The 23,863-nt window shown below is 63.1% G+C and carries 19 protein-coding genes; 13 read left to right on the top strand and 6 right to left on the bottom strand.

Annotation, left to right across the window (positions count from 1 at the left end):
- Positions 1-120 precede the first annotated feature (120 nt).
- From V7060_RS01390 to V7060_RS01425, 8 genes are all read left to right on the top strand, one after another.
- Positions 121-972, top strand: coding sequence for a glycosyltransferase family 2 protein (locus V7060_RS01390; RefSeq protein ID WP_334177469.1), 852 nt, complete (start codon positions 121-123; stop codon positions 970-972).
- Positions 973-1,093: 121 nt separating this feature from the next.
- A complete protein-coding gene (locus V7060_RS01395) occupies positions 1,094-2,983 on the top strand; it encodes a glycosyltransferase (protein ID WP_334177470.1) in 1,890 nt (629 codons plus the stop codon).
- A gap of 17 nt (positions 2,984-3,000) precedes the next feature.
- A complete protein-coding gene (locus tag V7060_RS01400; protein ID WP_334177471.1) occupies positions 3,001-4,284 on the top strand; it encodes a lipopolysaccharide biosynthesis protein in 1,284 nt (427 codons plus the stop codon).
- 167 nt (positions 4,285-4,451) lie between these two features.
- Positions 4,452-5,486 (top strand): glycosyltransferase, encoded by a 1,035-nt coding sequence (locus V7060_RS01405; RefSeq protein ID WP_334177472.1) that lies wholly within the window; start codon positions 4,452-4,454, stop codon positions 5,484-5,486.
- Positions 5,479-6,219 (top strand): WbqC family protein, encoded by a 741-nt coding sequence (locus V7060_RS01410; protein WP_334177473.1) that lies wholly within the window; start codon positions 5,479-5,481, stop codon positions 6,217-6,219. Before V7060_RS01405 ends, V7060_RS01410 begins: the two co-directional genes overlap by 8 nt.
- Positions 6,216-6,944 (top strand): methyltransferase domain-containing protein, encoded by a 729-nt coding sequence (locus V7060_RS01415; RefSeq protein WP_334177474.1) that lies wholly within the window; start codon positions 6,216-6,218, stop codon positions 6,942-6,944. The genes V7060_RS01410 and V7060_RS01415 overlap by 4 nt, the downstream gene beginning before the upstream one ends.
- A gap of 4 nt (positions 6,945-6,948) precedes the next feature.
- The gene (locus tag V7060_RS01420; protein WP_334177475.1) at positions 6,949-7,383 is read left to right on the top strand and encodes a hypothetical protein; all 435 of its coding nucleotides are present in this window, start codon (positions 6,949-6,951) and stop codon (positions 7,381-7,383) included.
- The gene (locus V7060_RS01425; protein ID WP_334177476.1) at positions 7,380-8,366 is read left to right on the top strand and encodes a leucine-rich repeat domain-containing protein; all 987 of its coding nucleotides are present in this window, start codon (positions 7,380-7,382) and stop codon (positions 8,364-8,366) included. Before V7060_RS01420 ends, V7060_RS01425 begins: the two co-directional genes overlap by 4 nt.
- Before the next feature lie 14 nt (positions 8,367-8,380).
- On the opposite strand, the gene V7060_RS01430 is transcribed toward V7060_RS01425, so the two are convergent.
- From V7060_RS01430 to V7060_RS01455, 6 genes are all read right to left on the bottom strand, one after another.
- Positions 8,381-9,547, bottom strand: a complete 1,167-nt coding sequence (locus tag V7060_RS01430) for a DegT/DnrJ/EryC1/StrS family aminotransferase (protein ID WP_334177477.1) — start codon at positions 9,545-9,547, stop codon at positions 8,381-8,383.
- Between the two features lie 111 nt (positions 9,548-9,658).
- Positions 9,659-11,575, bottom strand: a complete 1,917-nt coding sequence (locus tag V7060_RS01435) for a hypothetical protein (RefSeq protein ID WP_334177478.1) — start codon at positions 11,573-11,575, stop codon at positions 9,659-9,661.
- Positions 11,576-13,396, bottom strand: coding sequence for a hypothetical protein (locus tag V7060_RS01440; protein ID WP_334177479.1), 1,821 nt, complete (start codon positions 13,394-13,396; stop codon positions 11,576-11,578).
- A gap of 152 nt (positions 13,397-13,548) precedes the next feature.
- A complete protein-coding gene (locus V7060_RS01445; protein ID WP_334177480.1) occupies positions 13,549-13,911 on the bottom strand; it encodes a prepilin-type N-terminal cleavage/methylation domain-containing protein in 363 nt (120 codons plus the stop codon).
- A gap of 443 nt (positions 13,912-14,354) precedes the next feature.
- Positions 14,355-15,758, bottom strand: a complete 1,404-nt coding sequence (locus V7060_RS01450; RefSeq protein WP_334177481.1) for a sigma-54 dependent transcriptional regulator — start codon at positions 15,756-15,758, stop codon at positions 14,355-14,357.
- A gap of 102 nt (positions 15,759-15,860) precedes the next feature.
- The gene (locus V7060_RS01455) at positions 15,861-17,483 is read right to left on the bottom strand and encodes a HAMP domain-containing sensor histidine kinase (RefSeq protein ID WP_334177482.1); all 1,623 of its coding nucleotides are present in this window, start codon (positions 17,481-17,483) and stop codon (positions 15,861-15,863) included.
- Positions 17,484-17,683: 200 nt separating this feature from the next.
- Between V7060_RS01455 and sucC the strand changes: the two genes are divergently transcribed.
- The 5 genes from sucC to V7060_RS01480 all read left to right on the top strand — a co-directional run bounded on the left by sucC (position 17,684) and on the right by V7060_RS01480 (position 23,796).
- Entirely contained in the window at positions 17,684-18,853 is a 1,170-nt protein-coding gene (gene sucC, locus V7060_RS01460) for an ADP-forming succinate--CoA ligase subunit beta (protein WP_334177483.1), read from the top strand.
- A gap of 124 nt (positions 18,854-18,977) precedes the next feature.
- Complete coding sequence (gene sucD, locus V7060_RS01465) at positions 18,978-19,856, top strand: succinate--CoA ligase subunit alpha (RefSeq protein ID WP_055940320.1); 879 nt, start codon at positions 18,978-18,980, stop codon at positions 19,854-19,856.
- Between the two features lie 977 nt (positions 19,857-20,833).
- The gene (locus tag V7060_RS01470; RefSeq protein WP_334177484.1) at positions 20,834-21,229 is read left to right on the top strand and encodes an endonuclease domain-containing protein; all 396 of its coding nucleotides are present in this window, start codon (positions 20,834-20,836) and stop codon (positions 21,227-21,229) included.
- A 1-nt stretch (position 21,230) separates the two neighbouring features.
- Complete coding sequence (locus tag V7060_RS01475) at positions 21,231-22,868, top strand: NAD+ synthase (protein ID WP_334177485.1); 1,638 nt, start codon at positions 21,231-21,233, stop codon at positions 22,866-22,868.
- 40 nt (positions 22,869-22,908) lie between these two features.
- Complete coding sequence (locus V7060_RS01480; RefSeq protein ID WP_334177486.1) at positions 22,909-23,796, top strand: vitamin K epoxide reductase family protein; 888 nt, start codon at positions 22,909-22,911, stop codon at positions 23,794-23,796.
- Positions 23,797-23,863 lie beyond the last annotated feature (67 nt).

The raw sequence follows: 23,863 nt of genomic DNA on the forward strand, positions 1-23,863 counted from the left end.
ATTGTGACCAATGGCGTCATTCGCGCGGCGATGGGCCGATGACTCCGGGGTGTGCCCGCGAGCCAGCGGCCTTTCTCGATGCGAGCCTTCGGGCTAACCTAGTCCGAAAGGGGACCAAACATGACCATTTCCGTCATCCTGCCCGCCAAGAATGAGGCGGGTGGCCTGGACAGGACGTTGCCTGCGCTGACCGCCTGCATGCCCGGTGCCGAAATCATCGTGGTCGATGACGGATCGACGGACGACACCGCTGCCATTGCCGCGGCGCATGGTGCGAAGGTCCTGTCTTCTCCGTATTCGATGGGGAATGGCGCGGTCATCAAACGCGGCGCGCGTGCGGCCAAAGGCGACATCCTGGTCTTCATGGATGCGGACGGCCAGCACGATCCCGCCTGCATCGAGGCGCTGCTGGCGAAGCTGGACGAGGGCTACGACATGGTGGTCGGCGCACGCGACTGGGCGGGGCAGGCCGGCGTGCACCGCGGCGCGGCGAATGCCTTCTACAACTGGCTGGCCAGCCGCATGACCGGCTTCGACGTCAAGGACCTGACGTCGGGTTTCCGCGTGGTGCGGGCCGACAAGTTCCGCGAGTTCATCCACCTGCTGCCCAATGGCTTCAGCTATCCGACCACCAGCACCATGGCGTTCTTCCGCAGCGCCTATCCGGTCGCCTATCTGCCGATCCCCGTGGCGAAGCGTCTCGGCAAGAGTCATATCCGGCCGATCAGGGATGGCATCCGCTTCCTGCTGATCATCTTCAAGATCGCCACGCTGTACTCGCCGCTCAAGCTGTTCGCGCCGACGGCGGGCATATTCTTCCTGACGGCTCTGGGCTACTACGGCTTCACATTCGCCACGCAGGGGCGCTTCACCAATATGAGCGCGCTGCTTTTCAGTGCCTCGGTCATCGTGTTCCTGATCGGCCTTGTGTCCGAGCAGATCACGGCACTGACCTACAGACGAGACGATTGACGGCGATGCCGGCCATGCATCTTCTTTCCGGTCGCGGTCGGTGGGGGCGGGATGGGGTTGTGTCTTGTCACTCCTGGCTCGCACGCAGGGTCCATCGGCTTACGTGCCGCGCATCTCTGCCATGACAGGCATGAAGAGCCCTCGGCAGAAGGTAATGCTGGTATCGCGCAACTTGCCGCCCCTGGTGGGTGGGATGGAGCGCTTGAACTGGCATATCGCGGCCGAGCTGGCCCGTGAGCACGACGTGCTGGTGGTGGGCCCCAAGGGATCTGCCGCGCTCGCGCCAGCGGATGTCGAGATCACGGAGGTCCCGTTGCGGCCTCTGTGGAAGTTCCTGCTGGCAGGTCTGCGCACCGCACGCCGCGAGGCCGTACGTTGGAGGCCAGACATTGTGCTGGCGGGTAGCGGTCTGACTGCGCCCATTGCCTACGTCGCCGCGCGTGCGTGCGGCGCGCGCACGGCCGTCTATGTGCATGGCCTGGACATCATCGTCGATCATCGCGTGTACCGATGGTTGTGGCTTCCCGTATTGCGAAGATTCGACAGCGCGATCGCCAACAGCGCAAATACGGCGGACATGGCGCGGCGTGCTGGTGTGGCAGGGGGGCGCATCAGCGTCGTCCATCCGGGCACAAGCCTGGCGCCGATGCATGCGGTGCCCGATAGGCAGCCAGCCGCAGCGCTTGATCCTGCGGAGGGGCACATCCTCTTGAGCGTCGGCCGCCTTACCGAACGTAAGGGCTTGGCGCAGTTCATCACCCATGCGATGCCCACGATCATCGCGGAGCATCCGTCCGCGCGTCTGGTGGTCGTGGGCGACGATGCACCCAATGCCTTGCGCAAGGGCGCATCCGATCAAGTCGGTGTCCTGCTTGCGGCGATCGAGTCCGCAGGCATGCAACGCCATGTGCTACGACGGGGCCCCTGCAGCGACGATGAACTGACCCGAGCGTACGAGCGTGCCAATGTGCATGTGTTTCCGGTACGGCACGTGCCCGGGGATGTGGAAGGCTTCGGCATGGTGGCGATCGAGGCTGCCGCGCACGGAGTGCCCACGGTCGCGTTCGCGGTGGGCGGCGTGCCCGATGCAGTGTCCGATGGTGTCAGTGGCTATCTTGTCAGTCCGGGCGACTACGCGGCCTTCGCTAGTCGCGTCAATCACATCCTCGCCGGGAGCGATGAGGCGTTGAAGGCGGGCAGCCGCCAGTTCGCTCGCGAATTCGCATGGGAGAAGTTCGGAGAGCGGATCCGCGCCGCACTTGCGGCTCCTCCGGTCAGCGATCCGGGTGATAGCGTGCGCCAAGGCCACGCCGTGCTGGACCTGGGAAGTCGGGTAGCGAAAGCGAAGAAGATCGAAGTTCTGCTGGGGCTCGCACCCGGAAGTCCGCTACGCCTGCTGGAAGTAGGCACTGGCTCTGGCGGCATAGCGCATTACTTCGGCACCCATCCCGTGCTGGATATAGAGGTGGAGGCGGTCGATGTCCAGGATGCCCGGCAGATCTTCGAGGGTTACCGCTTTACCCGGGTGGAGGGGGTTGAGCTGCCTTTCCCGGATGGACATTTCGACGTTGTCGTCAGCAATCACGTGATCGAACATGTCGGCGATGCCACAGCACAGGCCGCACATCTGGATGAATTGCGGAGAGTGATGCGACCGGGCGGTGTTTGTTACTTGGCTGTTCCGAATCGTTGGATGATCGTCGAGCCCCACTATCGGTTGGCATTCCTGAGCTGGTGGCCTGAACGTTGGCGTTCGGGCTGGCTCCGCTTTTGGAGGAGGGGGGAGCATTACGACTGCCTGCCGCTATCGCGTGGGGGATTGGAAGAAATGCTTGCACTAGCGGATCTTCAATTCGAACAGCTTCACGGCGAAGCATTGCAGGTGCTCTTCGAAATCGAAAAGCCGGAGTCGCGAATTCTAAGGTTCTTCCTCAGGCGTGTTCCACGCGGGTTATACGATGCGATCGGCGCGATGTTCCCAACCCTGATCTATCGAGTTTGGCGACATTGAGAGACAAGAGCGCACGCATGAGTAAGCGCAAGCGTGAATTCCCGACGAAGGCCATGGGCAGTTGGCTCGGCACGCTGATGGGATACCGGCCAGGAAGGTTGGGCCGAGGCGCATTGCTCGGCACGGGAGGGCTGATCGCGCGAGCCGTCATTCAAGCCGCATACCTATTGATCCTGTCCCGTTGGTTGGGCGCCTCGGGTTACGGTCTGTTTGCGGGTTGCGTGGCGCTGGCGGTGCTCGGTGCGCCGTTGGCGAACTGGGGAAGCTCTCTCCTCCTTACGCGCTACATCGCGCAGGATCGCGGCAAGTCACGAGCCATGTTGGCAACCGCCATCACGCAGACCTTGGTCGTAGGTGGCCTGCTCACATTGGTGGTGCTGGGATTATCGACGTCGGTGCTGCAGGAAACCCTTCCGCTGGCCCCCATGCTGCTGCTGGCGCTTTCCGAGTTGGTACTCCTGCCGATCGCCTGGGCTGCGGCAAGTCAGTGTTATGCACTTGAACGCGGAGGCGCCGCGGCCGTTGTTGTATGTCTTATGCCGCTTGGACGGGTCATTGTTGTTCTGGCTTGTCTTGCCTTCGATCTTCCCGGGACGGCAGACGTGGTGGCGATAGCGCACTTCGCCGGCTCGGCGGTTGGTTGTGTCGCAGTTCTCTTTCTGATGATCAGGATCGATGGCTGGCCGAAATGGAGCGAGCGTTTGCCTCTTATCGCGGCGACCCGCCAAGGAACTGCATACGCACTCAGTAGTGTCGCCAGCACCAGTTATCAGGAAGTAGACAAAGTCCTGATGTTGCAATTGCTGGGAGCAGCCGCGGTGGGACCTTATACAGTCGCATTCCGGGTCGTCAGCATCTTTCTGGTGCCGCTGTCCGCCCTTGTCAGTGCGACGCTCCCTCGACTGATCGCGCAGCATGGTGACATTCGTGTACCCCGCACCTTCCGCGTACTAGTGTTTGTCGCGACGACCTACGGCTTGCTCGCTGGTATGTTCATTCTGTTATCCAGGTCGTTCATCCCTCATATTTTTGGCGCGGACTACGGCCAGGTTGCCGGTCTTCTTCTGCTGCTGGCGCCATGGCCAGTGTTCTTCGCCCTTCGCCAGTGCTGGGCTGCAAAGCTGACGGCCATGAATCGTCAAGCCACACGTTCTGTGCTTGAGATGCTCGGTCTCCTTCTTGTTCTGTTGCTTAATTTGATGTTATTGCCACATGTCGGCGCCAAAGCATCGGTGATCTCGTTGCTGATCACCGAGGTGCTCGTACTGATCGGCTTCCTCTTCTTTGTCGAGCGGAAATAGAGGATGAATGGCCTTAATTGTTCGCAATCGATGGCTGAAGCAAACATCGATCGGTGGAGCCATGGTTTTTGGTCACTGCTCACGACCAGAAGACGTGTGGCTCCGAGTGTTAGCGTTGTGGCATTTCCTCTCGTGCAGCGAGCAGGTGGCACAGGACGGGGCAGGGCATGACCGGAGAATCGATAGCGACATGGCGCGAGACAGGTAGTGACCAAATAGTCCACGTAACGCCGTTGATCAGCGTTCTGATGATCGTCTACAACCACGCCGAGTATCTCTCCGAAGCGATTGAGGGCATCGTCAGGCAGAAGTGCGGCCTTCCGTTCGAACTAATAATCGGAGAAGACGGTTCGTCGGATGGATCGTTATCCATAGCATTGGAGTACCAGAAGACGTTCCCACAGCTGATACGTGTCTTGCATGGTGGTCCGAACCTGGGGATGAATAGGAACTCGAGACGTGTTCGGGCAGCTGCACGAGGCAAGTTCTTGGCGTGGTGCGAGGGAGACGACTACTGGTGTGACCTCGGAAAGCTGGAGGAGCAGGCCAGAATTCTGCTCGCCCGGCCCGAAGTTGGTGCTGTGCATACGGACTGGGTCAGGAGCCGGCTGCGGGAGGATGGTTGGAAGGTCAACTGGAGCGCTACTGTGCATCGACGCGTTCCTTTGGCGCTGTTACAAGGGATGCTCTTGGAGAATTTCCATAATCCCGTGATTCTCAGGACGTGCACGCTCATGTTCCGGAAGGAAATCGCCGATCAAATCGACGCCTCCTTCTTCGGTCGACGGAACTACGATTTCGGGGATTCGGTGACCGCGCTGTTCATCACCTCTTCCTGGGAAGTGGCTTACCTGCCCAGAACGACGGCGGTATATCGCCTTTCGCCCGGATCAGCCCTGCGCTCAGGTGTGACGGCGAGAATTCGCTTTCTCAGAAGCTCGCTAGCATTCGACACGGATGCTCGGACACATGGACCGGCAGGCGGGAATTACCCGCACGCATACCGATGGGAAATCCTGGTCGGTCTGGCGCTGTGGTCGATACGCGGTCTCGATCGGGACACGCTGTTGTTCTCGCTGCGGTCATTGGCGCGCGATTTCACGCTTCTCGGCTTCGTTAAGGCGGCCCTACACACCATCTGGATGCGTCGCCGCACACTCTTCGCGCGTGATGCAACGATCGAGCGGCCATCGCATGGGTGAATTCGACGACATCAGACGGGATCGCACCCTCGGCCGACGCCTTGCCATCATGCAGCCCTATTTCTTTCCGTATGTCGGCTACTTCCAGTTGGTGGCGGCAGTGGACACCTTTGTCTTCTACGATGACGTCGCTTTCATGAAGCAAGGGTGGATAAACCGCAATCGATTGTCGCTGTCAGGTCGGACAAGCTGGTTCACGCTTCCGGTAGTCGGAGGCAGTAGCAATCTAAAGATCAATGAATTGGAGGTCCAAGCCGGTGATGCCTGGCGACGTAAAATGCTCGCGTCTGTCAAGCAGTCGTATGGAAAAGCGCCGTTCTTTGAGCCGGCGTATGCACTTCTCGCGGACCTTCTCCTGTCGGGAGAGAGCTCGCTATCTGAGATCGCGCAACGGAGTGTCGTCAATGTGGCCAGGTACATGGGGCTGACTACGGAATTCCTGGTGTCAAGCGGTCGGTACGGGAATGAGGAGATGTGCGGCGCAGAGCGGGTGCTAGATATCTGTAAGCGAGAGCGCGCCGTTGAGTACCACAATCTGCCGGGTGGCAGGGCGCTGTACTCTGCCGAGGAGTTCTCCGCTGCGGGGGTAGAATTGCGTTTCGTGGAGCCCAACCTGACGGGGTACAGGCAGATGGCAGGAGCATTCGAACCTGGCCTTTCGATGCTGGATGTTCTGATGTTCAACGACCGCCCGGCCCTGCTTCGACTTCTGGAAACGGAGAGCGCTCGATGAACAATCGCTGGCAATCATTCTGGGATGGCTACAGGAATGAGGAGGCCCGATCCGAAGGTGATCTCTTCGTTCAAGTTGGCAAGACGATTGCGCGTCAGCCCATACCGAGGCATGTGTTTGAAAGCATGGTGGAAAGGATCATCGACCGGCTTGAGCTAGGGCGCGAGGACCACCTTCTCGACATGTGCTGTGGTAACGGACTGGTGAGCTATGAGTTAGGCGCGATCGTTGAGCGCGTCACCGCAGTTGATTTCGCGGCGCACTTGATCGCAGCAGCCAAAGCCTTCAAGTCGCTTCCAAACATGAAGTATCTGGTTGGTGACGTGAGTTCACCGATTGGCGAGATGCTAGGCGCGTCTGGTACGGGGGCGCATACACCAGGCAAGTTTTTGATGAATGACGCTCTTGCATACTTTGAGCCTGAGTCGCTCGATAGGATCGTACGGAACATAGCTGCCGTGCGCGGGGGGAAGCCCTTCCGCTTACTTTTGACGGGAATTCCGAATGCTGCGCGCAAGTGGAATTTCTACGATACCGAAGAGCGTAAGGCCCGTCATCTGGAGAATATTCGAAACGGTGATGTAGAGAACGAGGGGATGGGTCGATGGTGGGAGTCTTCTGAGATCGAGTACATTGCCGCTCTCCATGGTTTGTACGTCGACGTTGAAGATCAGCCGGTCGCCATATCGGAATATCGAATGGATGCGCTGCTTTGGCGAGCGTGAGCGAATGGTGATTTTTTCTACCATTGGCGGGACTACTCGGAAGGTTGCACAGCGAGTGGCAGGCCGCATCGGCGATGACGTACTGCTGGATGCGGGTGAAGCCTTGTCGTCTCCTGTCTTGCGAGGTGTGGCGCATGTCCTTCTCTTCAGTCCGACCTACGGAGATGAAGAACTCGAAGAGAGCTTTGAGCGTCTCTTGCTTCATTACGACTGGGAGTCGCTGAAAGGTGCGGGTTTCGCCTTCTGCGAGCTAGGGATATATACCGGATATGAAAACTTTGGGCATGGGCTGGATCAGATGGTTTGCCGGACATTGGTTGATCACGGTCTTCATCAGCTAGCACCATCGCTTTCAATCGACGCGGTTCCGATCACGGATTGGATGATGGTGGATGCCTGGTCTGATCTCATCCTTTCACATCCGGTGATACGGTCATGAATGACCGCGATGTAGTTGATCTGTTGCGCCGAAAAGTGGGTTCCGATTTCGAGACTGTCTTTCGCGGAGATGACTGCATATCGGTGAGCTTTCACGATGAGAAAAGTCTCTTTCGTGGGCTCATCCGGAACCACTCGAATGCCGAGAAGCAGGATATTTTGAAGCTGGTTGCACGCTTGACTCGATTGGAGCACCTGAACCTTCGTAAGAACTCGCTTGGCGAGCTACCAGACGAATTTCAGGGATTGGAGTCTCTGCGCAGCCTGAATCTCGGCAGTTGCCTGCTACGTGCCGTCCCTGAGTTCGTGTTCAGGAATTCGGCGCTCGAATCATTGTTTCTCGGCAGCAATCCGATCGAAGTGATAGGCCCGCGCTTGATGTCGCTGGGGGGGCTCAGAAGCCTGCATCTGCATAAGCTCCTTCTGAAGGTTTTTCCGGATGGCTTGAGTCGACTTAAGAACCTCGAGACCCTCCATTTCTATCTGTCAGGACTGAGGGATTTTCCTCACGAGACTTTCGAATGCGAGAAGCTTTCCAGCCTAAGTTTTGGCTTCTGCCCGCTAAGGGTGCTGCCGGATGAGATCGGAAAGCTGCGCCAGCTCAGGTACTTCACGTTGGTCGTTACCAAGGTGCAGGCGCTCCCGGATAGCTTCTGCGAACTGCGGTCATTGGTGGCTACGCGACTCTACAAGAACAGGATCGACCGGCTTCCCGACGCAATGGGTTCGTTGTCAAACCTGGAACAGATCACTCTTTACCAGAATCACTTGGCGAGATTGCCGCACTCGTTTCATGATCTCTCGAGACTGCGGAAGCTGAACCTGGCAAAGAACAGGTTCACGGAGCTTCCACCCGTTGTCGGCAGCCTGCCAGCACTGGAATGGCTCGCTTTTTTTGACAATCCGGTGGCTTGCGCTCCCCCGCCTTTCACGGGTGTCGACTTGGTGCTTGAGCGCCCTTACGGCGCCTCTTTCATTGTGTAACCCTTGTGGGGTCGCTACTGCGCGCGCGCGCCGGCGAGCGCACGTAGGAGCTGGCCTGTGGTCTGAGCGGCGCTTGCGTTGTTGGGAAGGATCACTACCTTGGGCGCCAACGTAACGGTGTGCGGCAACATCAGACCTGCGTGGGGGAAAAGGTCCCGGTAGGGTTGCATCATGTGGCATCCAGGCCAGAAGTACTTGCGTGCCAGAATTCCTTCTGCATGTAGCGCTGAGATGATGTCGTCGCGACTGGCAGCAAAGTCTCTCTCGACTTCGATCACCACATAGTGGTGGCTGTTTCGGTCAGCGGTTCCATAGTCGAGCAAAGTGATGCCAGCAAGTCCTGCTAGCTCCTGTTTGTAGGCTGCATGATTTCTTTGGCCGGCCGCGAAAATCTCATCGATTGCTTCCAGATTGGCCAAACCCATCGCAGCACATACTTCGATCATCTTTCCATTGGTGCCCGGATGGATGACGTTGTCGTAGCCCTTGAAACCGAAATTCCGCATCAAGCGCATGGCGTCAGCCAGTTCGTCGTCATTCGTGGTGACTGCTCCGCCTTCCATGGTGTTGAATGATTTGGTTGCATGGAAGCTGAAGACCTCGCATGCACCAAAGCGGCCGATGCTCCGGCCTTTGTAGCTCGATCCGAAAGCATGAGCCGCATCGAACATCAGCTTCAGTCCGCGCTCCTCGGCCAGCGCCTGCAACTCGTCGATGGGTGCTGCACGGCCCCACAGGTGCACGCCGATGATGCCCGTCGTCCGGGGCGTGATCATCCGGCGTACGGCATCGGGATCCAGGTTGTGGGTGGCGGGGTCGATGTCGGCGAACACCGGCGTAATGCCTTGCCAGTGGAGCGCGTGTGAGGTCGCCACGAAGGTCCACGATGGAACGATCACCTCGCCGCTCAGTCCCAACGCTCGAATGGCGATCTCCAACGCGATCGTGCCATTGCACATCGCTACGCAATGTTTCACACCAAGATAGTCAGCTATACGCCGTTCCAGCTCGCATACCAGTGGCCCGTTGTTGGTCAGCCATTGGTTGTCGAGAACCTTACCTACGTGTGTAAGAAACGCATCGCGACTGACGATGTTGGGTCGCCCCACGTGCAGGGGCTCGCGGAAGGCTGGAGGTGCGCCGTTGATAGCGAGGTCATCGGCAGTACGGATTTCTTTCATGGCCTGCTACCTGTCTTGCGGAAAGCATCATTGGTGGGGATGTTCGCCGCTCTCCGGACACCGCCGTTGGCAGCCATCTTGTTCTGAAGGTCGACGGACATGCGTACCTGTTCAAGGGGATGGCCCGCTTTCAGATGTGTCACTGCTCCCCGTTGATCGCCCCCTCTTGCCGGCGAGCTCCACCGTGGTGGCCAGATCCGGCCTGCCTTTCAGCCTGAGCTCGGCGCCGAGCTCACGCGCGAACGGATCGCCGGGCGGGGCCTTCTCGATGGCCTTGGTGAAATAGGGGATCGCAAGGTCAGGTTCGTCCAGCCTGTTCATTACAGTGTCGCCTATCGACGCGAGCGTCGACGGCGAAAGTGCGGCGCGGCGGTCAAGCGTGGCCATGGCCTTGAGCAGTTGCGGCTTGTCTACGGCCACGCCGAGGTCGGTGTAGTACACGAGAATCAGTGGAGCACGGGTGTTGTCCCAGCTCATGCGTACGCTGCCCAGCCGTTGCTGGAACAAGGCCCAGTCCTCGGGCGTGACGTCCCCACGCAGGGTCTTAAGTGCCACTAGAAGTGCAGGACTGTTGAGCGAATCGGGCACATTGACCGTGCCGTTCGTGCAAGCCTCGATGGCACTATCCAGATTGGGATTGTCCGCAGTGACACCGCCTCCGGCCACGAAGAGTGCGTCGCACAGGTCCACCCAGGCGCGGGCAGATGATGGTGCCGCCTTGGCAGTGGCCGCGAGCAGCGTTATGCCGTTGCTCCACGTGTGCGACCGCAGAAGGGTCGCACACGCCAGCACCGCCAGGGCCGCTACGCATAATGCGGCTTGCGGAGCGGGCGTCAGGCGCAGGTGCTGGCCGGCGAGCGCGAGCAGACTGCCGACCGCCAACACAGCACCCACGAGCGCGAAATGGTTGCGATGCTCGAAGGCCAGTTCCAGTGCCACGACATTGCTGGCGATGGCGTGTGCACCGAAGAAGAGGAATATACCTAGGGCGAACAGCGGCAGACGTCGGCGCGTGGCCCAAGCCAGGCCAAGCAGGCCCAGCACCACCAGGATGGCGGGCAGCGTGGTCCAAGGCTGCAGCAGGCCGCGCGACGGCTGCTGCCAGTCGTAGTAGAACGGCATGTGCTGCGGCAACGGAAGCAGGATCTGGCCCAGGTACATGCACAGCACCCGGGGTTGCGTCAGCAGGCGTTCCGGCGTGGAGAAGTCGCGTCCGGCATGCGCTTCCCATTGCCAGTAGTGGGGGACCACCCAGAACAGGTACAACAGCATGCCCGCCACAGCCGCGACCAGGTAGACCCGGCGTAGCAGAAGTGCTGTACGTGGATCGATGGCGGCGAAGCGCAGTATGGTCAGCTCGAGTGCCAACGTGTAGATGGGCAGCAGGACGGAATCTTCCTTGCAGCCCATGGCGAGGGCCCACGCGAGGGCCGCCATGAGCATGCCGCTCTTGCTCGGAGCTCCCTGCATCTGCGCCCGCCTTGCGTGCAGGTAGGCCACCAGCGCCAGTACCAGGAACAACGTACCCATGGTCTGCAGGCGTTGTACTGCATAGAGCACTGCAGACACCTGCAATGGATGCAGCGCCCAAGCCGATGCCAGCGCGAGGGCGAACCAGCCCGCCCGTCTCGGGGGAACATTCGTGAATGACAGCAGGCTTCGGAAGAGCCAAGCCAGGGCGCCCGTGGTGACTGCATGGATGAGGATATTCGTGCTCTTGAATGTCGCCGGATCGGCCACGCCGCCAGCGCGCCAGTAGTCCAGCGCAAAGGTCAGGGTCGGGATGCCACGCATGGCGCCGGACACCTGCTTGGTAGAAAGGATCTCAAGCAGTGCGCCCAGACTCATTTGGGACAGATGAATGCTGCTGTTGTTGACGATGTTGGGGATGTCGTCGAAGACGAACGCACCCGGCAAGCCGGGCAGGAAGGCGGTGGCGGCCAGCACGGCAGCCATGATGCTCAGCAACAGGAAGCCTCGCTCCGACATGGGAAAGCCAGGTATCGCTCTAGAGAGTGTCTGCTTCACTCAACCTTCCTTGCGCATCATGGTCCTGAGCCGCTGCACCCAATCCCCATGACCGGCCGATTCAAGCTGGGACAGGGTCTTGGCTACCAAAGGATCGCCAGGTTCCGCGTGCTCAACCGCACGTTCGAGATAGGGGAGGGCTTCGTCCGGAGAATGCGTGTCGCTGAAGGCGTATGAAGCCAGTTGCAGGTTTTCCTGGGTAGAGAATGCAGTTCTGCTGGAAACAATCTCCAGCGTGTCGAGCACGCCTCGCTCGTCCATGGGAATTCCGCGCTGGGCGTTGCGGATCAGCCCCCAAACGACATTGCGGTTCTGCAGCGTCATGGGGGCCGTCCTCAAGCGCTGGTGGAAGCGGCGCCAATCGGCGGGCGTCACGCTCCCCTGGATGCTCTTGTAGGTCACGATGTTGGACAACAGCAGCGGAGAGTCGATGTGCTTCATGCCGGCTTGGCACGCATCAATTGCTTTCTGCATGTACGGACTTTCCGCCCGCTGTCCGCCCAGACTGGCGTACGTCTCACCGAGCGCCAGCCAGGCGCGTTCCGAGTCAGGCGCAATCTCTACGCTGTAGAGGGCGAAGCGCAAGGGGTCGCCCCAGGCGTGGGCTCTCGTCAGCGTCACAACGCTCGTGGCCAACAGCGCCAGCGTCGCGATCCCGGCCACCCAGGCGGAACGCACTTGCCATCGCTGGGTCAGCGCGGCAAACAGATCGCCGATGGCCAGTACCGCGCCGATCATTGGCAGATGATTCCGGTGCTCGAATGCCAACTCCAGATTGATCACGTTGCTGGTGAGGGCATGGCCGGCAAAGAACAGCAGCACGCCACAGGCGAAGACGGGCCGTTGCTCGCGCCATCGCCAGGCCAGCACCAGCAAGCCAGCGATCATCGCGAGGGCCGGTAGCGTGGAAGGGGGATCCAGCAGGCCGCGGGAGACCTGAAGGTCGTCATAGAAGAAGGTCATGCTCTCTGGCCGAGGCAACAGGATCTGGCCGATGTGCATCACCAGTACACGCCCTTGTGTAAGCAGCCGCTCGGCGGACGAGAACGTCCGCCCCGGGTAGTCGCCCCAACTCCAGTAGTGCGGAAATACGACGAAGATATAGAGCGCAATGCCGGCCGCCGTGGCCAGCAGATAACCCTGGCGCCAAGTCCGAGACAGGGCAGGCTGTGCGGCGCGGAAGCGCAGTACCGTCAGCTCCAGCACGAGGGCGTACGCAGGAAGCAGGACAGCATCCTCCTTCGCGGCGAACGCCAGGAGGCCGAATAGAGCGGTCAGGGCGAGATATCGCCTGCCTTGGCGGCCGTTGATCTGGGCCTCCCGCGCGTTGAGATACGCCCACAACGCGAGGACGACGAAGAAGGTGCCCAAGGTCTGCATGCGCTGCACGACGTACAGCACGGAAGAGACCTGGAGCGGGTGTATCGCCCAGAGTACCGACAATGCCAAGGCAGTCCACATCACGCGACGGGCCGGCCATTGCGCAAGCATCAGCAATCGCCGGAATAGCAACGCCAGTGCGAACGTGGTGAGTGCGTGAATGACAAGGTTGGTTGTCTTGAACACTTTCGGATCAAGTCCGCCACGCCGGTGGTCGAGCGCGAAGCTGAGCATGGATAGTGCGCGCGTGCCCTTACCGGGCTGGTAGCTGTAGGCGGCCGTGAGCAGGTTGTCAGTGTTCAGTTCGTCGACATGGAGGGCAGTGTTCTCCTGGATGTTGGGCCGGTCATCGAAGGTGAAGCCACCATCCAGCCCGGGCAGGAACAGGCAAGCGGCGAGCAGCGCGCAAAGCATCGCCAAGGCAGGGAAGTGAAACCGCATGAAGGCCACTCGGACTCCCTGATGAAGGACGGAAAGAATTGGATGTTACGTGCAAAGGGAGAGTCAGAAAGACGAAAAGCGCCTTGCGGCGCTTTTCGTTGAATGTCAGGCGGCAGTCCAGGTATCAGACCGCCACGCTGGATTCGATGGGATTACGGGGCGCCCTGCAGGCTGCAGGTGCCGCTGCCCATGCTGCACTGGGTGTCGCGCTTGATCGAGGCATTGCCACGGGTCTTCGCAACGAACGAGATGTTGCCATTGCTGTTGTACAGGGCGGTCGTGCCGTTGTTGCCGCTGGCACAGGCGCTGGCAACGAACGGGTTCGGCGCACGGTTGTCGGAAGCATCGGCCACGGCCGTGTTGACGTAGGCCTTGGCTTCAGCCAGGCAGCCGCCGTTGGCGGAGCGCTGGGTGTAGTCGCGGTAGGCCGGCAGCGCGATGGCGGCCAGGATGGCGATGATGGCGACGACGATCATCAGTTCGATCAGGGTGAAGCCCTGGGCGTTCTTCTTCATGGTATTTCCCCTTTCAGGATTGGCTTGATGGTTAGGGACACAAGCCCCGTGTCCCTGCATGGACCGTGGGCGCCGCGTACAACTGCATACGACGCGTGCAGGGAGATAGAGCAGGATGCGTGCCAACTTCTGATACCCCCAGTGATTCCCCCACACTTCCCCGGGAGGAAACCCTGACACCGAAGTCGGGCGGGACTATCGCATCATTTTTTGGTGTTGTGTATCGGGGTGTGCGGGCAATCCCGGTTCGTGTCACAGATTGAGCGGTGGCTCGCTGCGGGCAGTGGCGCGTCAAACCACTGACGCTGCATTGGCGAGATGACGGTTCGCGTCAGAAAGTGACGTGCCGTGTCACCCCTGGGTCACTGTGCGATGCAGCGCACGCTCGCACCGAGACCTATATATATATGCTGGGCTGTCTGGGAGGGGGGGGCTTGCGCGGCCTACTCCATCCCCAGCTTCTTCAGCTTGTAGCGCAGCGCCCGGAAGGTGATGCCGAGCTGGGCGGCCGCCTTGGTCTTGTTCCAGCGGTTCTCTTCCAGCGCCTTCTGGATGGCGGCCCGCTCCAGTTGCTCGATGTAGTCCGGCAGCGCGCCGCCCGCGGCAGGATCCACGTCGACCGCGCCGGGGGCGTCGCGGATGACCTCGCCGGGGCTGAAGTCGCCGCTGAACTTCCTGCCGGCCGGTGCCTGCGGCAGGTAGAGGTCGTCGATCTCGATGCTGTGCCCCTCGGACATGGCCAGGGCACGCTCCAGGATGTTCTCCAGTTCGCGCACGTTGCCCGGGAAGGAATAGCGTCCCAGCGCCTCCATCGCCTCGGGCGAGACCGAGGGCGCCATCCGGCCATGCTGGGCGGCCAGCCGCTCCAGGATCGCCGTGGTGAGCTGGGCCAGATCGCCGGTGCGCTCGCGCAGCGGCGGCACCCGCAGTTCGATCACGTTGATGCGGTAGTACAGGTCGTGGCGGAAGCGCCCGTCCGCGGCCAGTTCGCCCAGGTCCTTGTGCGTGGCCGACAGGATGCGCACGTCCACCAGCACTTCGCTGGAGGCGCCGACCGGGCGCACCGCCTTTTCCTGGATGGCGCGCAGCAGCTTCACCTGCATCGGCAGCGGCAACTCGGCCACTTCATCGAGGAACAGCGTGCCGCCATTGGCGGCCTGGAACAGGCCCTGCTTGTCGGCATGTGCGCCGGTGAAGCTGCCCTTCTTGTGGCCGAAGAACTCGCTTTCCATCAGCTCGGCGGGGATCGCGCCACAGTTGACCGGGATGAACGGGCCGGACGCCCGGGCACCCTGCTCGTGGATGGTGCGGGCGACCAGCTCCTTGCCGGTGCCGGACTCGCCCATGATGTAGACGGGCGCCTGGCTGCGGGCGACCTTGCCGATGGTCTCGCGCAGGCCGTCCATCGCGGCCGACGCGCCGAGCAGGCGGCTGGCCTGTTCCGGCGGTGGTGGCGGCGGTGGGGCGCGCTCGCTGTTGTTCAATTCCAGCGCGTGCTTCACCAGCCCGCGAAGGACGGTCAGGTCGACCGGTTTGCTGACGAAATCGAAGGCGCCGGCCTTCAGCGCTTCCACCGCCAGTTCGATGTTGCCGAACGCGGTGATCATGGCCACCGGTGTATCCGGGTAGTTGCGCGAGATCTCGCCGACCAGGTCGATGCCGTTGCCGTCCGGCAGGCGCATGTCGGTGAAGCACAGGTCGTAGGCGTTGCGGCCCAGCAGTTCGCGGGCCTCGCCGAGGTTGGCGGCGGTGTCGATGCGCAGGCCCATGCGGCCCAGCGTCAGCGTCAGCAGTTCACGGATGTCGCGTTCGTCGTCGACGATCAGGGCGCTACGGTTTTGATTCATGCATCTCCCCTCGTACCCCTGTGCAGCCAGTGTAACGGCTGAATGTGAATCATGGTACGTGAGGCCCGGCAGGGCGGAAAACGGTCCGGTACCTGCGCCAGGTCATGCCGGCAACAGCGCGTGCGGTCCGGGCAGGGTGACGCGGAAGCAACTGCCGCCGCCGGGGACGGGCACGTATTCCAGCGTCGCCTGGTTCGCCCGGCACAGTTCGCGGGCGATATACAGGCCCAGCCCGGTGCCATGCTCCGAGGTGGTGAAGAACGGGCGGAACAGCTGCGCCGCCACGGCTTCGGGAATGCCCGGGCCGCGGTCCATCACGTCGAGGGTCGGGCGGCCTTCGGCGTTGAAGACGCGGACCCGGATGCGGGCGGATTCGCCGGGCAGGCGGCCGTAGTTCAGCGCGTTCTGCACCAGCACCGTCACCACCTGCTGCAGGTGGCGGGGGTCGACCAGCGCCGGCACCGGCTTGGCACCGATGATCGTTTCCAGCGTATCGGTCTCGATCGACATCGTCTGCTGGTAATCGTCGACGAAGCGCCGGACGAAGGTGTTGAGGTCGACGTGCTCGGGCGTGGCGCGTTCGCGCCGGGCCAGGCCTAGCACGCTTTCCACGATGCCATTGGTGCGCTGGCATTGCTGGTGGATGATCTGCAGCAGCCGGCGGTCGCCGTCGTTGACCTGCTGGGATTCCTCCAGCAACTGCACGGCATAGTTGATCGCGGCCAGCGGGTTGCGGATTTCGTGCGCCAGGCTGGCCGAGAAGCGGCCGAGCGCGGCCAGGGTCAGCGATTCGGCCCGGCGCGACACCACGGTGGCGTCGTCCAGGAAGATCAGGGACGTCTCGCTGTCGGCCAGCAGGCGGGCGAAGCGCGGCTGGACTTCCGGCTGGTCGGGCGTGAACTGCATCGGGGTTTCGTCAGTCTGCCAGCCGTTGCGCCAGCGCTGCAGGCGACGGGCGAGTTCCGGCGCGGCGTGCAGCAGCGAGACGCCCTTGCCGTCGGCCCCCTGGCCGTCGCCGCCGTCGCCGAGCAGCAGGCTCGCGGCCTCGTTGGCCAGCTTGATGTGGTTGTCGGCGTCCACCACCAGCACGCCGGTGCGCATGCGGCGGATGATCAGCTCGTTGACTTCGAACAGGTTGGCGACCTCTTCGCCGCGCTTGTCCGCCAGCGCCTGGCTGCTGCGCGCCTTCTGTCCGGCCTGGTGCGCCAGGTAGGCCAGGGCGAGGTAGCTCACCGCGAACATGATGACTTCGGCCAGCGAACGGCTCGCGTTCTGGTCGTGGGCCAGGGTGAAGACGTATTCGCCGAACAGCGCTGCGATCGCCATCATCGCCACGACCAGCGCCATCCGCGTCCGCGGCAGCAGCAAGGCCGCGGCCGACACGTTGAACAGCAGCATCATCGCCACGCCGGCGGTGGCATTGGGGAGGGCGTGGGTGATCAGCGCGGCGACGACGATGTCGACGCAGACGCTGGCGAACACGATCCAGACCAGCCATTGCACGCTGCGGCCGACGAAGAACAGCACCAGCGCCATGACCAGGTAGCCGATGGCCACGACGGTGCCGAGGTCCGGGTGGCGGGGTTCGCCCAGCACGCCGCCCAGCGGGCTGAACACCAGCGCGGCCAGGATGCCGGCTTCCAGCACGCGGTACAGGGCGAAGAAATACAGTTCGCGGCGCGGAACCGATTCGATGCGGGACAGGAGCGACTGGGCCTGGCGCAAACGCGTACTTCCCCTGTAGCGAGGGGCACAGTATAGGCATGCGGGCCGCCGGATCGCGCAGCGGTCCCTTTGCCACCAAAGGCTTAGAGTCCGGGTTTTGCGCGGCCCCGCCACGTCGGCGACAATAGGGGGCTCGCCCAGCCGCTGCCCCCGTGGCCCCGGCCCGGGCGGTGTCTTCTGTTCCCTACCCACGGTGACGCATGAATTTCCACGAATATCAGGCCAAGCAGCTGCTGGCCGAGTACGGCATCCCGGTCCCGGCCGGCAAAGTCGCCTCCACGGCGGACGAAACGGTCGCGGTCGCGCAATCCCTCGGCAACGGCCCCTGGATGGTCAAGGCCCAGATCCACGCGGGCGGCCGCGGCAAGGCCGGCGGCGTCAAGTTCTGCAAGACCGTCGATGACGTCAAGGCCGCTGCCGGCAAGATGCTCGGCACCAAGATGGCCACCTACCAGACCGCCGGTGTCGAGCTGCCGGTCAACCTGGTGCTGGTGACCACCGCCGGCGAAATCGTCAAGGAGCTGTACCTGTCGGTCCTGGTGGACCGTAGCACCCGCACCATCACCTACATCGCCTCGTCCGAGGGTGGCATGGAGATCGAGCAGGTCGCGGCCGAGACGCCGGACAAGATCCACACGCTCAACGTCGATTTCGTCGAAGGCGTGCAGCCGTACCAGGGCCGCGAGTTCGGCTTCAAGATGGGCCTGACTGCCAAGCAGGCCGGCCAGTTCGCCACCATCATGGTCAACCTGTACCGCATCTTCAACGAGAAGGACCTGGCGCTGGTCGAGATCAACCCGCTGGCGATCCTGGACGACGGCAACCTGTACGCGCTGGACGGCAAGTTCAACAGCGACGACAACGCCGCCTTCCGCCACAAGGACCTGGTGGCGATGCGCGACACCAGCCAGGAAGACGAGACCGAAGTGCTGGCCTCGGAGATGGACATCAACTACGTGACCATGGACGGCAACATCGGCTGCATGGTCAACGGCGCGGGCCTGGCGATGGCCACCATGGACGTCATCAAGCTCAACGGCGGCGAGCCGGCGAACTTCCTCGACGTGGGCGGCGGCGCCAACAAGCAGCGCGTGATCGAGGCGTTCAAGCTGATCCTGTCGTCGGACAAGGTCGAAGGCATCTTCGTCAACATCTTCGGCGGCATCGTCCGCTGCGACATGATCGCCGAGGGCATCATCGCCGCGGTGAAGGAAGTGGGCGTCAAGGTGCCCGTGGTCGTGCGCCTGGAAGGCACCAACGTGGAAGAAGGCAAGCAGCTGCTGCGCGACAGCGGCATGGCCATCATCCCGGCCGACAACATCAACGACGGCGCCAAGAAGGTCGTTGAAGCGGTCAAGGCCGCCGCCTGATCATTTCGGTCCCCTCCTCCGCTTGCGGGGGAGGGCTAGGGTGGGGGCGCTTTTCACGCGCTGCCCCCATCCCAACCCTTCCCCACCAGCGGGGGAAGGGCACAAACCAGACTAGGATTATTCCATGAGCGTTTTGATCAACAAGAACACGAAGGTGATCGTGCAGGGCTTCACCGGCCAGCAGGGCACCTTCCACGCCACCCAGATGATCGAGTACGGCACCCAGGTCGTCGGCGGCGTCACCCCGGGCAAGGGCGGCACCACCCACATCGACCTGCCGGTGTTCGACACCGTGGCCGATGCGGTCAAGAGCACCGGCGCCGACGCGTCCGTCATCTACGTGCCGCCGCCGTTCGCGGCCGACGCGATCCTCGAAGCGGCTGCGGCCGGCATCAAGGTCATCGTCTGCATCACCGAGGGCATCCCGGTGCTGGACATGCTGCGCGTCAAGAACGTGCTGACCCGCGCCCATCCCGACACCGTGCTGGTCGGCCCGAACTGCCCCGGCGTGATCACCCCGGGTGAGTGCAAGATCGGCATCATGCCGGGCCACATCCACATGCCGGGCAAGATCGGCATCGTGTCGCGCTCGGGCACGCTGACCTATGAAGCGGTCAAGCAGACCACCGAAGTGGGCCTGGGCCAGTCGACCTGCATCGGCATCGGCGGCGACCCGATCAACGGCCTGAACTTCGTCGATTGCCTCAAGCTGTTCAACGAAGACCCGCAGACCGAAGGCATCATCATGGTCGGCGAGATCGGCGGCGACGCCGAGGAAGCCGGCGCCGAGTACATCAAGGCGCACGTGAAGAAGCCCGTCGTCGGCTTCATCGCCGGCGCCTCGGCCCCGGCCGGCAAGCGCATGGGCCATGCGGGCGCGATCGCCAGCGGTGGCAAGGGCACGGCGGAAGGCAAGTTCGCGGCGATGGAAGCTGCGGGTGTCACCACGGTGCGTTCGCCGGGCGACCTGGGTGCGGCCATCGCGGCGCGCCTGAAGAAGTAAGTCGCGCGCAGGCGTGATGCAGGAAGCCGCCTTCGGGCGGCTTTTTGTTTTTGGTGGGGCGGTTCTGAAACGGGGCATTCGATCTGTCCCGCAGTTGGCGGGAAGATCGGCTCCGTCTCCCCCCACCCCAACCCTCCCCCGCAAGCGGAGGAGGGGGCCTTGCCCGGAGCGCTGCCGGCTCGCCTTGCTCCAGACGTAGCCACAGCTACAGCTACAGATCCCGATCCTGATCCTGATCCTGATCCTGATCCTGATCCTGATCCGCGCGCGATCTGCCCCTTCCCCCGCTTGCGGGGGAAGGTTGGGATGGGGGCAGAATGCATCCGCAGCCACCGCACAGGACGTGCCCATGCGACAAGGACAGAAACGCGACCGCGCCCGCGAGTTGCGCGGGGACATGACGCTTCCTGATCCTGATCCGCGCGCGATCTGCCCCTTCCCCCGCTTGCGGGGGAAGGTTGGGATGGGGGCAGAATGCATCCGCAGCCACCGCACAGGACGTGCCCATGCGACAAGGACAGAAACGCGACCGCGCCCGCGAGTTGCGCGGGGACATGACGCTTCCTGATCCTGATCCGCGCGCGATCTGCCCCTTCCCCCGCTTGCGGGGGAAGGTTGGGATGGGGGCAGAATGCATCCGCAGCCACCGCACAGGACGTGCCCATGCGACAAGGACAGAAACGCGACCGCGCCCGCGAGTTGCGCGGGGACATGACGCTTCCTGATCCTGATCCGCGCGCGATCTGCCCCTTCCCCCGCTTGCGGGGGAAGGTTGGGATGGGGGCAGAATGCATCCGCAGCCACCGCACAGGACGTGCCCATGCGACAAGGACAGAAACGCGACCGCGCCCGCGAGTTGCGCGGGGACATGACGCTTCCTGATCCTGATCCGCGCGCGATCTGCCCCTTCCCCCGCTTGCGGGGGAAGGTTGGGATGGGGGCAGAATGCATCCGCAGCCACCGCACAGGACGTGCCCATGCGACAAGGACAGAAACGCGACCGCGCCCGCGAGTTGCGCCGGGACATGACGCTGGCGGAGCGGAAACTCTGGCACGTCCTCAAGGATCGCCAGTTGGACGGCTTCCGCTTCCGTCGCCAGCATCCCGTCGGCCCGTACATCGCCGACTTCGCCTGCCTGGAAGCGCACCTGATCGTCGAAGTGGATGGTGGCCAGCACATGGACGCTGCATCCGACCGCACTCGTGACGCATTCCTGCAGGGTGAAGGGTTCCACGTACTGCGCTTCTGGAATAATGAGGTCTTGGCGAACCTTGAAGGTGTCCAGGCGCTGATCCTCCGCCGACTTTCGGACACTCGCCCCCATCCCAGCCCTCCCCCGCGCGCGGGGGGAATGGCAGACACCGAAGGCTGACATGACCCAGACCCTCCGCATCGCCATGGCGCAGTTCGACTTCCCGGTCGGCGGCGTCGCGCAGAACCGCGACAGCATCAGCCGCATGATCGCCGAGGCGCGCGACGAGTACGGGGCGGACGTGGTGCTGTTCCCCGAGCTGGCGGTCAGCGGCTATCCGCCGGAAGACCTGCTGCTGCGGCCGCGCTTCCTGGCCGACTGCGAGACGGCGTTGACGGAGATCGCCGCCAGTACGCACGGCATCGTCGCCGTGGTCGGCTGGCCGCAGAGCGCCGGCAGCGTGGTCTACAACGCCGCCAGCGTGCTGCGCGACGGCGTGGTCGAAACGACGTACCGCAAGCGGGAGCTTCCGAACTACGCGGTGTTCGACGAGCGCCGCTACTTCGACGTGGACCCGGACGGTGGCGCCTGTACCTTCGAGGTCAACGGCGTGCCGCTGGGCCTGGTGATCTGCGAAGACCTCTGGTTCCCCGAGCCACTGGCGGATACCGCAGCGATGGACGCGGTGCTGACGCTGGTGCCGAATGCCTCGCCGTTCGACCGCGACAAGCACGCGCAGCGCGACGCACTGATCGCCGAGCGCACGCGCGAGACCGGCATGGCGCTGGCCTACCTCAACGTGGTGGGCGGGCAGGATGCGGTGGTGTTCGATGGCGCGTCGGTGGTCGCCGATGGCGACGGCACCGTGCATCCGGCGGCCGCCGCGTTCACCGACCAGTGGCTGGTCGTGGACTTCGACGTAGCGTCGCGGAAATTCAGTCCGGTGGTCTGGATGGACGACGGCGACGAGAGTCGCGACGCACTGGCGTGGCGAGCGATTGTCCGCGGCATCCGCGACTATTGCGGCAAGAACGGTTTTTCCAACGTGTGGCTGGGCCTGTCCGGCGGCATCGATTCGGCACTCGTGCTGGCGTTGGCGGTGGATGCGCTGGGTCCCGACAACGTCACTGCCGTGCGATTGCCGTCGCGCTACACCGCCGGCCTGTCGAACGACCTGGCCGCCGAGCAGTGCGCGGCGATGGGCGTGAAGCTGGAAGCGGTGTCGATCGAGGCGCCGTTCAAGGGTTTCCTGGGAGCGCTGGCTCCGCTGTTCGGCGACAAGGCGGCCGACACCACCGAAGAGAACCTGCAGTCGCGCAGTCGGGGCGTGATCCTGATGGCGCTGAGCAACAAGTTCGGCGGCCTGCTGCTGACCACCGGCAACAAGAGCGAGTACGCGGTCGGTTACGCCACCATCTATGGCGACATGTGCGGCGGCTATGCGCCGATCAAGGACCTGTACAAGACGGAGGTGTTCGCGCTGGCACGCTGGCGCAATACCGTGGGTGGTGCGCCGGTGATCCCGCCCGCGGTCATCGACCGTCCGCCGTCGGCGGAACTGCGCGACAACCAGAAGGACCAGGACTCGCTGCCGCCGTACGACGTGCTGGACGCCATCCTGTTCCGCTACGTGGACCTGGAGCAGTCGCGCGACGAGATCGTGGCCGCCGGGTTCGATGCCGCCACCGTCGACCGCATGTTGCGGCTGGTGCGCATCAACGAGTGGAAGCGCCACCAGTCCGCGCCCGGCCCGAAGGTCTCGCGTCGCGCTTTCGGCCGCGAGCGCCGCTACCCGATCACCAACAAGTACGCGCTGTGAGCCTGCTCGCGCGCGGGGCACGAACGAGACGGAGACCCGCATGACCCGAAAGAAGAAGCGCACGACGCACCGCGACCGTCCGGTATCGCCCACGCCACGTCCGGCGACGCCGCCGGACCGGGTGATGCTGGCGCTGGCCGCGCTTGGTCTGCTGGTCACCGGCTATCTGGCGTGGTCGGCGGGCAGTGGATCGGCGTCCGCGTTCTGCACCGGCGGTGGCGGCTGCGATGCGATCCAGCGCAGCGGCTGGTCCACGCTGCTCGGCCTGCCGATGGCGCTGTGGGGCTTCGGCCTGTACGTCGTGGTGGCGCTGGTATCGCTGTCGCGCAAGGCGTCGCCGCTGCTGCGCTGGCAGCGGCAATGGCGGCTGGTGCTGCTGGGGCTGGCGATCAGCCTCTACCTGACCGCCATCGGGGCGTGGGTGCTGGACGCGTTCTGCATCGGCTGCCTCGCCTCGCTGGCGGTGCTGGCGGCGATGTTCGCGTGGCTGCAGCTGCGCCGTCCTGCGGCCGCGCCGGGACAGCCCTGGGGGCGATGGTGGGGCGTGCAGGCTGTGCCGGTGCTGCTGGTCGTGGCCCTGTTGCACGTGCACCAGAGCGGACTGCTGCACCAGCGGCCGGAAAGCCGCCGCGCGGCCGCATTGGCGCAGCACCTGGCCGACTACGGTGCGAAGTTCTACGGCGCCTCGTGGTGCGTGGAGTGCGGTCGCCAGAAGCGCCAGTTCGGCCATGCGGCGGATCGCTTGCCGTATGTGGAATGCGCCCCCGGTGGGCGCAACACCGCGATGACCTCCGCCTGCGCCGCGGCGGGCGTCACCGTGTTCCCCACGTGGGTGATTGATGGCATCGAACACCACGGCGTGATGGCGCCGCAGCAACTGGCGGTGCTGACGCGCTTCGACTGGGACAAGGCGGGCGCGGCCGACTGATCGCGGCGGCACCGCCGCAAAGAAAAAGGGCCTCGCGGCCCTTTTTCGTTCCGGCAAGGCGGGACTG

The organism is Pseudoxanthomonas sp. (genome assembly GCF_036845285.1).
GTDB lineage: Bacteria > Pseudomonadota > Gammaproteobacteria > Xanthomonadales > Xanthomonadaceae > Pseudoxanthomonas_A.